We start from the raw sequence: 13,944 nt of genomic DNA, 5'->3' as shown, positions 1-13,944 counted from the left end.
TTATCGCCAAGCCCCGATTTTCAGCGGCGGCGGGGAATCGAGGCGAGCGCGGTCGCTTCGTCCTTGAACCCGCGCGGCGCATCGCTAAACCGCTTTCATGCGAAACCACATCCTGTCCAGCGCGATCGCGCTCGCCGCCGCTCTCTCCACCCCCGCTTTCGCCCGGCCGATGACCGAGGTCGACCTTGCGACCTTGAAGCGCGTCGCGGCGCCGACCGCCTCACCCGACGGGCGTTGGGTCGTGTTCCAGATGACCGAGACCGAGGGTGCGACGTACAGGCGTTCGACCGGCCTGTGGCTCGTCGACCGTAATGCGAAGGATACCAAGCCGGTCGCGATCGCCGATACCGCGGGGAAGAATGAGACTGCCCCCGCCTTCGACAAGGACGGCATCCTCTATTTCCTCTCGAACGCCTCGGGCAAGGATCAGGTGTGGCGCATCGATCCGAAAGCTGGCGCCGCGGCGACGCAGGTCACCGATACGAAGGCCGATGTTTCGGGCTTCAAGATTTCGCCCGACGGCGCGAAGCTGCTCGCGTGGGGCGACATTGCGAAAGAATGCACAGACTTCGGCTGCGACGCCAAGGACAAGGGCGCGCTTCCCGGCCCGGGCACCGGCCGTCTGTACAAGGATGGCGCGGGCTTCGTCCGCCACTGGGACCAGTGGGAAACGCCGGGCACGTATAGCCGCCCGTTCGTCTTCAACCTCGCAGGCGGCAAGGCGAGCGCCGCGCGCCCGGTCGACGCCGGCCTGATCGGCGACAGCCCGTCGAAGCCCTTCGGCGGCGGTGAGGAACTCGCGTGGGGCGCCGACAGCCGCACGGTCTTCTTCACGCTGCGCAAGGCCGACCGGAACGAGCCGATGTCGACCAATCTCGATATCTATAGCTGGCTTGTCGACAGCCGGATGATGCCGAAGAACCTGACGCAGGACAATCAGGCGACCGACACCCTGCCCACCCCCTCGCCCGACGGCAAATGGCTCGCCTATGCCGCGATGGCGCGGCCGGGGTATGAGGCCGACCGGCAGGTGTTGATGCTGCGGAACCTCGAAAGCGGCGAGACGAAGAAGCTCACCGATGCCTGGGACCGCTCGGTCGGCTCGATCGTCTGGGCGCCCGACGGCAAGTCGCTTTATGTCACCGCGCAGGACACGCTCGAGCATCCGGTGTTCCGCGTCGACGCCGCGACGGGCAAGGTCGAGAAGCTGAAAGCCTCGGCCGAAGCCTTCGACGGCAATATCGGCGATGTCACCCCGCTGCCCGGCGGGGCGCTCCTCTATTCGCGCAACAGCGCGCTCGCGCCGACCGATCTTTATGTCCGCGACGCCAAGGGCAAGGTGAAGCAGCTCACCGCGGTCAACGCCGCACGCCTCGCCGAGTTCGATCCGGTCGAGCTCGACCGCGTCCAGTTCGCCGGCGCGAACGGCGACAAGGTGTGGGGGATGATCGTCAAGCCCGTCAGCCCGGTCCAGAAGCTGCCGGTCGCCTTCATCGTCCATGGCGGACCGCAGTCGAGCTTCGGCAACAGCTGGTCGACGCGCTGGAACCCGCGCGTGTTCGCACAGCAGGGCTATGGCGTCGTCACCGTCGATTTCCACGGCTCGACGGGTTACGGTCAGGCCTTCACCGACAGCATCAACAAGGATTGGGGCGGCAAGCCGCTCGAAGACCTGAAGCTCGGCCTCGCCGCCGCGGGCAAGCAGGATGCGCAGCTCGACCTCAACAACGCCTGCGCGCTCGGCGCCTCCTATGGCGGGTATATGATGAACTGGATCGCCGGCCAGTGGACCGACGGCTTCAAATGCCTCGTCCAGCATGACGGCGTCTTCGATCTGCGCGCGATGGCGTTCGAGACCGAAGAATTGTGGTTCGACGAATGGGATCATGGCGGGCCGTGGTGGGAACGCACCGACCCCGAAAAATGGAACCCCGTCAATCATGTGACGAAGTGGAAGACCCCGATGCTGGTGATCACCAGCGAAAAGGATTTCCGCATCCCGTACAGCCAGGGCCTCGCGGCTTTCACCGCGCTCCAGCGCCGGAACATCCCGTCGGAGCTGCTCGTGTTTCCCGACGAGAATCATTGGGTGCTGAAGGGCGCGAACAGCGTCCAGTGGCACCAGACGGTGTTCAACTGGCTGGGCAGCCATTTGAAGAAATAGGTCAACCTATCCACGTCGCCCCCGCGAAGGCGGGGGCCGCTGGAGTTTCTACGCAGCGCGGAGGGATAAGGCCGAAAACGGCCCCCGCCTTCGCGGGGGCGACGATCTTCGCGTCCGGCATGACGAGGAGCGGGTTCGTTCCCCCTTGCCGCCTCGCCCCCCGGCTGGCAAAGGCGCCCGGCTATGCCGATGGAAAAAACGTTCGATCCCGCCGCTATCGAGGCGAAATGGGCCCATGAGTGGGAAAGCCGCGGGCTGTTTCGCCCCGCGCGTCCCGACGCGACGCCGTTCACGATCGTCAACCCGCCGCCAAACGTCACCGGCGCGCTCCACATCGGCCATGCGCTCGACAACACGTTGCAGGACGTGCTCGTCCGCTACGAACGCCTGCGCGGCAAGGATGCCCTCTGGGTCGTCGGCATGGACCATGCCGGCATCGCGACGCAGATGGTCGTCGAACGCCAGATGGAAGAGCGGCAGGACAAGCGCACCAATTACAGCCGCGAAGATTTCATCGACAAGGTTTGGCAGTGGAAGGCGGAAAGCGGCGGCCAGATCACCGGCCAGCTCCGCCGCCTCGGCTGCTCGATGGACTGGAGCCGTGAGCAGTTCACGATGGACCCGCATTTCACCGCCGCGGTGGTTAAGGTGTTCGTCGACCTCCACAAAAAGGGGCTGATCTACCGCGACAAGCGGCTGGTGAACTGGGACCCGAAGCTCAAGACCGCGATTTCGGACCTCGAGGTCGAGACGCACGAGATCCAAGGCGGCTTCTGGCACTTCAAATATCCGCTCGCCGACGGGGTGACGCTCGACGACGGGCGCGACCATATCGTGGTCGCGACGACGCGCCCCGAAACGATGCTCGCCGACATGGCGGTCGCGGTGCACCCCGACGATGCGCGCTACAAGAGCGTCATCGGCAAGGATATTCTCCAGCCGATCACCGGCCGCCGCTTCAAGATCGTTCCCGACGAACATGCCGACCCCGAGCTGGGTTCGGGCGCGGTGAAGATCACCCCGGGGCATGATTTCAACGACTTCGACGTCGGCAAGCGCGCGGGCTTCAAGCCCGCCGAGATGCTCAACATGCTCGACGGCGACGCGAACGTCATCCAGACAAGCGATGGGTTGATCCCGGAAGAATATCTCGGCCTCCACCGCTTCAAGCGCGACGGCAAGGACGGCGCGCGCGAGCTGGTCGTGACGCGGATGAAGGAAGCGGGCTTCCTCATCGCGCATGTCGACAAGGACGGCGCCGAGCATGACGCCGAGCCGCGCACGATCCAGACGCCGTTCGGCGATCGTGGCGGCGTGGTGATCGAGCCCTGGCTGACCGATCAATGGTATGTCGACGCCGAAACGCTCGCGCAGCCGCCGATGCAGGCGGTCCGCGACGGGCGCATCAACATCGTCCCCAAGACGTGGGAAAAGACCTTCTTCAACTGGATGGAAAATATCCAGCCCTGGTGCGTCTCGCGCCAACTGTGGTGGGGTCACCGGATTCCGGCATGGTATGCCGAGGATGGCCGTATCTTCGTTGCCGAAACCGAAGAAGAAGCGCAGGCCGAAGCCGGCGCGGACGTTGCTCTGACGCGCGATAATGACGTCCTCGACACCTGGTTCTCCTCCGCCCTGTGGCCCTTCGCCACCCTCGGCTGGCCCGAGAACACCGAGCTTCTGAAGCGCCACTACCCTAACGACGTCCTCATCTCCGGCTTCGACATCCTCTTCTTCTGGGATGCGCGCATGGCGATGCAGGGGATGGAATTCATGGGCGACGTGCCGTGGAAGACGCTCTACCTCCACGGCCTCGTCCGCGCGCCCGATGGCGCGAAGATGTCGAAGTCGAAGGGCAATGTCGTCGATCCGCTCGGGCTGATCGACCAGTACGGCGCCGACGCGCTGCGCTTCTTCATGTCGGCGATGGAAAGCCAGGGCCGCGACATCAAGATGGATGACGCGCGCCTCGCGGGTTATCGCAATTTCGCGACCAAGCTGTGGAATGCCGCGCGCTTCTGCGAAGCCAACGGCATTTCGGCCTCGACCAGCTTCGAAGCGCCCGCCGCGACGCTGCCGGTCAACCGCTGGATCATCGGCGAGGTCGCCGCGACCGTCGCCGCGATGGAAACCGCCTTCGCCGCGTACCGCTTCGACGAGGCCGCGAACGCGATCTACAGCTTTGCGTGGGACCGCTTCTGCGACTGGTATCTGGAGCTCATCAAGGGCGCGATCGACGAGGAGACCAAGGCCGTCGCCGGCTGGGTGCTCGACCAGATCCTCGTCATGCTCCACCCCTTCATGCCCTTCATCACCGAAGAGCTGTGGACCGGCCTCGGCGACCGTGCGGACTATCCGTTGATCACCGCGAAATGGCCTGCTCCGACGGCCTCCAGCGATGCCGACGCCAGTGCCGATATCAACTGGCTGATCAAGCTAGTCAGCGAACTGCGCACCGCCAAGGCCGAACTAGGCCTGCCGCCGGGCGCGCGCCTGACCGCGCATTTCCCGTCGTCGCTCAAGGGCCGTACCCATAAGCTCGCGGCGCAGCTCGACCGCCTCGCGCGCCTCGAGAGCGTGAGCTTCGATCCCGCACCCGCAGGTGCATCGGCGCAGCTCGTCGTCGAGGGCGAGACGATCACCGTTCCCTTGGAAGGCGTCATCGACATCGCCGCCGAACGTGACCGGCTGACCAGGGCGCTCGCCGCCGCGGCGAAGGAACGCGACGGCCTCGCCGGCCGCCTGAACAACCCATCGTTCGTCGAGCGCGCCAAGCCCGAAGCGGTCGAAAAGGCGCGCGCCGACCACGCCGCCAAGGAAGCCGAGGCCGACCGCCTGACCGCCGCATTGGCCCGGCTGGGTTGAGCGAAGAGGCGCCCGTCACGCCGACCCCGGTCGCCGCGGCGGCCGACCCCGCCGCAGGGCCGATCCCGCCGCGCCAGACCGCGCGCGACGGGCGGATGGACCTGACCCACGGGCCGATCACCAAGACGCTGATCCTCTTCGCGCTGCCGACGCTCGCTTCAAACGTCCTCCAGACGCTGTCGGGGTCGGTGAACGCGATCTGGGTCGGGCAGTTCCTCGGCGAAAGCGCGCTCGCCGCGACCGCCAATGCGAACATCATCATGTTCCTGATGTTCGGCGCCTTCTTCGGCTTCGGCATGGCGGCGACGGTGCTGATCGGCCAGTCGATGGGGCGCGGCGACATCGATGCCGCGCGCCGCGCGACCGGCGGCGTGATCGGCCTCGCGCTGATCTTCGCGGTCGTGATCGCGATTATCGGCTGGTTCGCATCGGACCAGATCTTGCGCTGGCTCGAAACCCCGCCCGAGGCCTTTGCGCTCGCGCATGATTATCTGCGCGTCACCTTCCTCGCCGTGCCCGCCAGCATGCTCAGCGTGACGCTGATGATGGCCTCGCGCGGCGCCGGCGACGCGGTGACGCCGCTGCGCTTCATGATCCTCGCGGTCGTGCTCGACATCATTTTCAATCCGGTGCTGATCCTCGGCCTCGGTCCCTTCCCGCGCCTCGGCATTGCGGGCAGCGCGCTGGCCACCGCCGTCGCGGGGACGATCAGCCTCGCGGGCATGATCGGCTGGTTCTATGCGAAGAACCATGTGCTGCGCCTGCGCGGGCATGAACTGTCCTATCTCCTTCCCAAATGGTCCGAACTGCGTTTCATCATCGGCCGCGGGCTGCCGATGGGGGCGCAGATGCTCGTCATCTCGGGCGCCGGGCTCGTCATGGTCGGGCTCGTCAACCGCGAGGGACTCGTTACCGCCGCCGCTTATGGCGCAACGCTTCAGCTGTGGAACTATATCCAGATGCCCGCGCTCGCGGTCGGCGCCGCGGTCAGTTCGATGGCGGCGCAGAATATCGGTGCGGGGCGCTGGGACCGCGTATCGAGCGTCACGAACAGCGGCATCGCGATCAATCTTGCGATGACCGGCGTCCTGATCGGCCTGCTCCTGCTCTTCGACCGCGCCGCGCTCGCGCTCTTTCTCGGCAACGAAAGCCCGGCGATCGAAGTGTCGCGCAATATCCAGTTGATCGCGACCTGGACCTTCCTGCCCTTCGGCACGACGATCGTGCTGATCAGCACGCTACGCGCCAACGGCTCGGTCGTGCCGCCACTCGTCATCCTGTTCCTGTCGATGTTCCCGATCCGCCTTGGCATCTATTATTTCGGTTATCCGGCGATCGGCAGCGACATCCTCTGGTGGAGCTTTCCGCTCTCGTCGATCGCGTCGCTGGCGATGGCGTGGGCGATCTACCGGCGCGGCGGCTGGCGCCGCGCGCTACCGCAGCCGGCGGGCTGACCGGCCTTCGGCTTTCGACCAAGGTGCGCAGGGCTTCGACTGGCGGCCCGGTGCCCGCTAGCCATCGATCGGTATTTGGCGCTAAAGCAGGCATAATGAATATCTCGAACCGCAAGGATGCGCTGCGCGATCAGCGCGCGAAAATGTTGGCTGCGGCGCCCGACTGGCGCGCCTCCGACGCCCGCGTGAACCCCCGGGTCGCGATCGGATCGATCATCGCGATGTGGGCGATCTATTTCCTGATCACATCGGTGCTTGCGATGTTGACCGGCGTGCCCGAGCAATGGCCGTCCGCTGGCCGCCGCGCGATCGTCGTCGTCGCCGGTATCCTGTGCACTTTCGTCCTCTATCAGCTGCTCCAGCGCGCCCAGCCCCAGAGTTTCGGCGCCCGGCTGGCGGCGGCCTTCGGCGCCGCGGTTCCGCTCGTCATCATCTATGCGACGGTCAATCTGCTGGTTTTCTATTATTGGTTCCCGGTCTCCGACAGCGCGAAGATCGTCGAGGAAATGCAGTCGAAATACTCGGTCGCGTGGGAAACGATGCTGATCCTCGACAGCTCGATCCGCTGGTATTTCTTCTTCGCCGTCTGGGCCGCGCTCTATGTCGCGTTCGGCTATGCGAACGAGATGCGCGCGCTCGAGCGCCGCGCCAATCATTTCCGTATGGAGGCGCAGACCGCGCAGCTCCGCGCGCTGCATTACCAGGTCAATCCGCACTTCCTGTTCAACACGCTCAATTCGCTGTCGACCCTCGTGCTCAAGGGATCGAAGAGCGAAGCCGAGACGATGATCATGAACCTGTCGTCCTTCCTGCGATCGAGCCTTGCGGTCGATCCCGAACAGCTCGTCAGCCTCGACGAGGAAATCGCGCTCCAGCGCCTCTATCTCGATATCGAGCAGACCCGCTTCCCCGATCGCCTGCAGGTCGAAGTCGACATGCCGAAAGAGCTGGAAAACGCCTGCGTTCCCGTGCTGATCCTGCAACCGATCATCGAGAATGCGATCAAATATGGCGTCGCGCCCAGCAAGGGAAAGATCGCGGTCCGCCTCACCGCCAGCGCCGAATATGGCCTGCTGGTACTGCGCATCGAAAACGACATCGATCCGAAGGCTCCCGCCCCCGCCTCGGGAACCGGCCTCGGCCTCGGCAATGTCCGCGAACGCCTGCTGACCCGCTATGGTCCCGCCGCGGGATGTGAATGGGGTCCTTCGGACAGCGGCGGCTTTGTCGTATCGCTCTGGTTGCCGCTGGCACGGGAGGCATGCTGAAATGCTACAGACACTTCGCACTCTGATCGTTGACGACGAACCGCTGGCGATCGAACGATTGCAGATATTGACCGGGCAGCAGGACGGCGTCTCGCTCGTCGGTACCGCGAGCGACGGCGCCTCGGCGCTCCGCATGGTCGATGCGCTCGCGCCCGATCTCGTGCTGTGCGACATCGCGATGCCCGATCTCAACGGGCTGGAGGTTGCCGCCGCGATCGAGGGGCTCGACAATCCGCCCGCGGTCGTCTTTGTCACCGCCTTCGACCGATATGCGGTGGCGGCGTTCGACGTTGCCGCGGTCGACTATCTGCTCAAGCCCGTGTCGCCGGACCGCCTCGCCCGTGCCCTGTCGCGCGTGCGCGAATGGCGCGCGACCGAGCGTGCACCGGCGCAAAAAAGCCGATGGATCAATGAATTCTGGGTCCAGAACCGCGGCGAGATGCTGCGCATCGATGCCGGACAGGTCGATCTGATCGAAGCCGAGCGCGATTATATGCGCCTGCATGTCGGCGGCCGCAGCTGGCTAATCCATCAGACGATCAAGTCGCTGGAAGCGCGCATGAACCCCGATCAGTTCATGCGCATCCACCGGTCGAAAATGATCCGCCGCGAAGGCATCGTGGGATTGAAGCACCATGGCGACGGCGCGTGGAGCGTCGACCTGGGCGAAGGCGGCGTCCACCGCATCGGCCGTACCTATCTCCACGATGTAAAGGCGATCATGCACGCCTGAAAAAAGCGGCCATGCCGCCGGGGCATGACCGCCTTTCGGGACAAACATACGGTGGGGTTAATCAGGGCGCGGCGGCAACGACAATCCGGCCGCGATCGGCCAGGCGGGCGCTGTCGCCATTGAACAGGCCGGCCAGCTTTACGTTGGCATCCGCCATCGCGCTATCCTCGCAGCGATTGGCCACGGCCCGTTCGCGAAGGCCCTGCCGGTAATGCAGCCGGGTGCCGCACACTTTCTGGACGGCAAATTTGACGCGGGTGTTCAGCCGCTCGCGGCCGTCGGCGCTCGACAGGTTCAGGTCGTCATAACGCACGACCGCGGTGTGCCGCTCGCCATCGTCTTCGGCGGCGGCCGGAACCGAAAAGCCGGCCAGCGCGACCGACGCTGCCAGCAGGAGTGAAAATTTCGCCATGGGGGAGTCCTCTCTTCAAAAGGATGCGGGATACCGGTTGGCGGACCGGGGAGACCGTCTTCCGATATCCCGCAAAGGGGTGATACCCCCTGGACGTCATGAGAATCGCCTTTGGATCGATCGGGGCGGACAGCCGCTCGATTGACAGACGAAGTGCGTCGATCCGTCGACGAATGGCCGGCCGCAGGGCAATATCATGGCGCCGGACTTGCATCGGGCGCATGTTCATGGCCAAATCGACCGATGGCGAGGAAATTATCTTTCGCTGCGAGTCGCCGCACGGGCGCGCGCCTGTTCCGTTGGTCGGCGCTCCTGCTCGCCGGCGTCACCGGCGGGGCTTTGCTAGGCGAAATGGCCGCCGGGACGCGATTGGGCCGCGAAATCGGCGAGCCGGCATCCTATTCGCACCTCAGCGCCAATCCCGACTCGCTGGCGCCGCAAGGCAGCGGGGCTGCTCCTTGCCTCGACTGCGCGGACAGCTACGGCGTCGCGATACGGCTGCGGGCGCATCGCGACGAAATGATGCGTGATGACGCGTTTCGCGAGCTGGGGGCGGTCGACGTCGACCCGCCGGTCCTCACCGATGCCGCCGATGATTATCGATACGGAGGCCGCTTTCCCGACCCTGAGCCTGCCGCAGCGGCGACGGGGGAAGACCCGCGCGCCGACATGCCGGCGAGCGATGCCTCGCCCCCCGACATCACAGCGGCGCCGGTGCCCGCCGAATATTGACGGCTTAGCGCGGCGGCGTTGTCGCCGGCGCGGCGCAGCGGGTCTTGTCGCCGGCCTTGCACGCAGCGGCGTCGGCTTCCCATTTCATCCGCTCTTCGGCCGACATCGCGGCGACACGCGCCTTCTCGGCCTCATAAACGGCGGTTTCCTCGCTGAACACTTGCTGGTCGTGCGCGACCTGCTGCTGCGCCGCGGATACTTCCTGTGCATAGACCGTGTTGTCAGACTTGGCGCGCGCGGCCTGTTCGGCGTTGAGCCGCGCGGTGTTCGACCGTTCTTCGGCCGTGGTGCCGTCCTTCATCGGTTTCGCCGTCGCCGCCGTATCGGCCGGCGTCTGGAAGGCGGCCGCCTGACCCGAGGCGAGCAGCGCAAGCGCGGCGGTGGCCGCCATCAAATTCCTGGTCATCGAAGCTTCTCCTTCAAATCCACATATCTGCCGATCCAACGCTTAGCCCGATGGGCCGTTCCCGCCCCGAATTGACCTCGAGCGGGGCAAACGTCATGCTGACCCTTCTGACCATGTCCGATCGGCCGATCATTTGCCAGCATCTCCGAAGCATCCCCTCAATCGCCCGGTGTTTTTCACGCCGCTCGCCGTGCTTCTTGCCGCCGTCATCCTCAGCCTCTGGCAGGGGGCCGCCGTCGTCGCGGCCGAGACGGCGATCAATAACTGGATATTGAGCAACTTTTCGCCGCTCTTCGCGTGGGCCGGGATCGGTTTCCTCGTCCTTCTGACGGGCATTGCCGTTTCACCCCTCGGCGGGCGGATCATCGGCGGGGCGGACGCGAAGCCGATATTGACGCGCTGGCGCTGGTTCGCGGTGACGCTCTGCACCACGATCGCCACCGGCATCCTCTTCTGGGGTGCCGCCGAGCCGCTGTTCCATCTCAACGACCCGCCCGCGATGCTGGGGCTCGAGGCGGGCAGCGATGCCGCGGCGACCTTCGCCATGTCGACGATGTTCCTGCATTGGACGCTGACGCCTTACGCCATCTACACCGTTGCGGGCCTCGCGTTCGCGCTCGTCTATTATAACCGCCGCGAACCCTTCAGCCTGTCGTCGCTGTTCGTTCCGCTGATCGGCCAGCGCGCGCATGGTCCGGTTGGCACCGGCATCGACATCATCTGCCTTTATGCGCTGGTCGCGGGCATGGCGGCGTCGCTTGGCGCCGGTCTGCTCGCGCTGGCGGGCGGGGTCGAGGGGATCGGCGGCTTCGACGGCGGCACGCCGCTACGCTGGGCGATTGCAGGAGCGATCGTCGCGAGCTTCCTGATTTCCGCCGCGACGGGGTTGCAAAAGGGCATCGCGGGGCTTTCGGTGCTCAACACCTGGCTGTTCTTCGCGATCATCGCCTTTGTTCTGATTGCGGGGCCGACCGCCGACATGCTCGCTCTGTCGCTGCGCGGCGTGGTCGATTATTTCCAGACCTTCGTCCCGCGCAACCTTGGCCTCGACGTCGACACCGGCTGGCACCGGCAATGGACGATCTTCAACTGGGCGAACTGGTTCGCCTGGGCGCCCGTCACCGCGCTTTTCCTAGGCCGCCTTGCGGTGGGGTACAGCGTCCGCGCCTTCATCCTCTATAATCTTATCCTGCCATCGCTGTTCGGTGCGGTGTGGATGACAGCCATTGCCGGTGCGACGATCGCGTTCGACCAACAGAGCGGCGCCAGCCTTTATGCCGTCCTGACCGCGCAAGGCCCCGATCCGGTGCTGTTCCGGCTGTTCAGCGCGCTCGGCGGCGGCCCCGTCGTAGCCGGGATCGTGCTGTTCGCGATCTTCCTGTCTTATGTCGCCGGTGCCGACGCCAATGTCTCGGCGATGAGCGCGCTGTCGACCCGTGGCATCACGCCCGACGCGCCCGAGGCGCCGCTGTGGGTGCAGGCGGTGTGGGGCGTCACTGTCGGGCTGGTCGCGATCGTTCTCGTCGCAGGCGGCGGCATCGACGGCATCCGCATGATGTCGGTGCTCGGCGGCTTCCCCGCCTTGTTCGTCATTGTTGGCGCTGCCTTGTCGCTGACCGCGATGGCGGTACGGGGACGGCACGAAGCCGCCCCCGCCCGATCCTGAGAAAGGGGTCTCAGGACTACCAGATCTTGGTGCGTTCCTCGGGCTTCAGATAATATTTGGCACCCGCGGCGACGCTGAACGCCTTGTACCACGCATCGACGTTGCGCACAGGCCCGATAATACGCCAGCGCGCCGGGCTGTGCGGATCGCTCGCGACCTGCTGCTTGATCGCATCCTCGCGCTGCTTTGTCCGCCACGCCTGCGCAAAGGCGAGGAAAAATCGCTGGTCGCCGGTCAGCCCGTCGATCACCGGCGCGGGCTTGCCGCCGAGCGAGCGCTGATAGGCGTCATAGGCGACCTCGAGTCCCGCGAGATCGGCGATATTCTCGCCCATCGTCAGCTCGGGATTGATGAACGATCCCGGCGCCGCTTCATAAGTCGCATATTGCGCGCCGAACGCCTTCGCCTGCGCGTCGAAGCGCGCCGCATCCTCGGGCGTCCACCAGTCGCGCACCGCGCCCTCGGCGTCGATCTTGCGGCCCTGGTCGTCGAAGCCATGCGTGATTTCGTGACCGATCACCGCGCCGATCGCGCCATAATTGACCGCATCGTCGACGCTCTCGCTAAAGTAAGGCGCCTGCAGGATGCCCGCCGGGAACACGATCTTGTTCTCGAGTCCGCCATTATAGGCGTTCACTTCCTGCGGGTTCATCGACCATTTCTTGCGGTCGACCGGCTTGTTGAGGTCGGACAGCGCATAGGCATATTCGAACGCCGCGCTGCGCTTCACATTGCCGTAGAGGTCGGCCGGGTCGATCTTCAGCCCCGAATAGTCGCGCCATTTATCGGGATAACCGACCATCACGTCCATCTTCGCGAGCTTCGCCAACGCGGCGTCCTTGGTCGCGGGCGCCATCCAGCTGTTGCCGCGGATCCGGTCGCCCATCGCGAGCTTCAGGTTGGTGACCAGCACCTCCATCTTCGCCTTCGCGCTCGCAGGGAAATATTGCTTCGAATAGGTTTCGCCGACCAGTTCGCCGAGGCTGCCGTCGACGAGCGTCAAGCCGCGCTTCCATCGCGGGCGCAATTCGCCCACCCCGCTCAGCGCCTTGGTATATTCGAAGCGGCTGTCGACGAATGCCTTGGACAGATAGGGCGCCGCATTGTCGGCGACGTGGAACTGCTGCCACAGCTTGATCGTGTCGAGCGGCGTCTTCGCATAGAGCGCGGCGATGTCGCGGATCGCGCTATTCTCATTGACGATGATGCGCTTCTGCGGCGCGATGCCCGAACCCGCAAACCAGGCTTTCCAGTCGAGCCCCGGCGCGTACGCCGCCAGTTCGTCCGCCGACATCGGATTGTTGATCTTGCCGATGTCGCGGCGGTCGGCGATCGCCCAGCTGACCTTCGCGATCTCGGTCTCGAACGCCATGATCGCGTCGGCCGCCTTTTCGGGTTCGGCATTGCCCGCCATCTTCATCGTCCGCGCGATATAGGCGCGGTACGCATCGCGCTGCGGCTTGAAGCTGTCGTTCAGATAATAGTCGCGCTCGGGAAGGCCGATCCCCGCCTGCCCCAGCCACAGCACGTTGACGGTCGGGTCGGCGGTGTCGGCATAGGGACCGCCGCTGACGATCGTCGAGCCGAAGGTGCCCTGCGTGCCGCCCATGAAGCGCGCCATCTCGCTCTTGTCCTTGATCGCCGCGACCGCGGCGATGTCGGCCAGCAGCGGCTTGGCGGCGAGCGTTTCGACGCGCGCTTCGTCCATGAAACTCTGATACAGCCCGCCGACCTGGCTCGTCGCCGGCGCTCCTGCCACGACCGCGCGGAGTTGGCGCTGGGTCAGATTATAGACGTCGTAATCGACCCCGGCCGAGGCCTGGTCCGACGGGATTTCGGTGCGCGCGAACCAGCCGCCATTGGCATATTTGTCGAAATCATCACCCGGCTTCACCGAAGGATCGCGCGCGTCGAGGTCGACACCCCACTTGCCGAAGGTCAGCGCTTTCAGTGACCCGGTCTCTGCGTTGCCTGCCGCTTCGTCGGCGGCCGCCGTCAACGAAGCCCGCGGCGTCCCTTCTTTTGCCAGCGCCGGTACGCCAAGCAGAACGGCGGCAATCGCAAGGCTTGCGGCCCCTCCAAAAAATTTCGTCATTCCCCAGTCTCCCGATGTTCCCCGCACCGCCCCGCAGAAACGGTGGTTCATATCCGACTTGTCCGCCCGTGACGCCAAGCGGTCAACAAGCGATACGACGCTTGGTCGAAGCCTTTGGGATGTTGGTGGAAAGGGCACAACATCCCGCC

The 13,944-nt window shown here is 65.3% G+C and carries 10 protein-coding genes; 7 read left to right on the top strand and 3 right to left on the bottom strand.

Annotated features, from left to right (window positions below; genetic code table 11):
- The first annotated feature begins 97 nt into the window (after window positions 1-97).
- The 5 genes from FG91_RS00620 (at window position 98) to FG91_RS00600 (ending at window position 8,484) form a co-directional block, all read left to right on the top strand.
- Window positions 98-2,164 carry a S9 family peptidase gene (locus tag FG91_RS00620; RefSeq protein ID WP_037510523.1) on the top strand — a complete coding sequence of 689 codons (2,067 nt, stop codon included), beginning with the start codon at window positions 98-100 and terminating at the stop codon, window positions 2,162-2,164.
- A 183-nt stretch (window positions 2,165-2,347) separates the two neighbouring features.
- Window positions 2,348-5,029: a valine--tRNA ligase gene (locus FG91_RS00615; RefSeq protein WP_037510521.1), complete on the top strand. Its 2,682-nt coding sequence runs from the start codon at window positions 2,348-2,350 to the stop codon at window positions 5,027-5,029.
- Window positions 5,026-6,483, top strand: coding sequence for an MATE family efflux transporter (locus FG91_RS00610; protein ID WP_235211891.1), 1,458 nt, complete (start codon window positions 5,026-5,028; stop codon window positions 6,481-6,483). Before FG91_RS00615 ends, FG91_RS00610 begins: the two co-directional genes overlap by 4 nt.
- A 95-nt stretch (window positions 6,484-6,578) precedes the next feature.
- Window positions 6,579-7,751 carry a sensor histidine kinase gene (locus FG91_RS00605; protein WP_052187174.1) on the top strand — a complete coding sequence of 391 codons (1,173 nt, stop codon included), beginning with the start codon at window positions 6,579-6,581 and terminating at the stop codon, window positions 7,749-7,751.
- A gap of 1 nt (window position 7,752) precedes the next feature.
- Window positions 7,753-8,484: a LytR/AlgR family response regulator transcription factor gene (locus tag FG91_RS00600; RefSeq protein ID WP_037510520.1), complete on the top strand. Its 732-nt coding sequence runs from the start codon at window positions 7,753-7,755 to the stop codon at window positions 8,482-8,484.
- 61 nt (window positions 8,485-8,545) lie between these two features.
- Here FG91_RS00600 and FG91_RS00595 read toward each other — a convergent pair whose 3' ends face one another.
- Window positions 8,546-8,896: a UrcA family protein gene (locus FG91_RS00595; RefSeq protein ID WP_052187173.1), complete on the bottom strand. Its 351-nt coding sequence runs from the start codon at window positions 8,894-8,896 to the stop codon at window positions 8,546-8,548.
- A 243-nt stretch (window positions 8,897-9,139) separates the two neighbouring features.
- On the opposite strand from FG91_RS00595, the gene FG91_RS00590 reads away from it, so the two are divergent.
- On the top strand, window positions 9,140-9,628 hold the full coding sequence (locus FG91_RS00590) for a hypothetical protein (protein ID WP_037510517.1): 489 nt from the start codon (window positions 9,140-9,142) through the stop codon (window positions 9,626-9,628).
- 4 nt (window positions 9,629-9,632) lie between these two features.
- Here FG91_RS00590 and FG91_RS00585 read toward each other — a convergent pair whose 3' ends face one another.
- Complete coding sequence (locus FG91_RS00585; protein ID WP_152567950.1) at window positions 9,633-10,034, bottom strand: hypothetical protein; 402 nt, start codon at window positions 10,032-10,034, stop codon at window positions 9,633-9,635.
- A gap of 169 nt (window positions 10,035-10,203) precedes the next feature.
- Between FG91_RS00585 and FG91_RS00580 the strand changes: the two genes are divergently transcribed.
- Window positions 10,204-11,700, top strand: coding sequence for a BCCT family transporter (locus tag FG91_RS00580; protein ID WP_037510514.1), 1,497 nt, complete (start codon window positions 10,204-10,206; stop codon window positions 11,698-11,700).
- A gap of 16 nt (window positions 11,701-11,716) precedes the next feature.
- Here the strand turns inward: FG91_RS00580 and FG91_RS00575 are convergent, their stop codons facing one another.
- Entirely contained in the window at window positions 11,717-13,795 is a 2,079-nt protein-coding gene (locus tag FG91_RS00575; protein WP_037510512.1) for a M13 family metallopeptidase, read from the bottom strand.
- Window positions 13,796-13,944 lie beyond the last annotated feature (149 nt).

It is taken from the genome of Sphingopyxis sp. LC81, from assembly GCF_000756375.1.
GTDB lineage: Bacteria > Pseudomonadota > Alphaproteobacteria > Sphingomonadales > Sphingomonadaceae > Sphingopyxis.
Note: the sequence above shows the minus strand (reverse complement) of the source record. Positions and strands in the feature narration are given on the sequence as shown.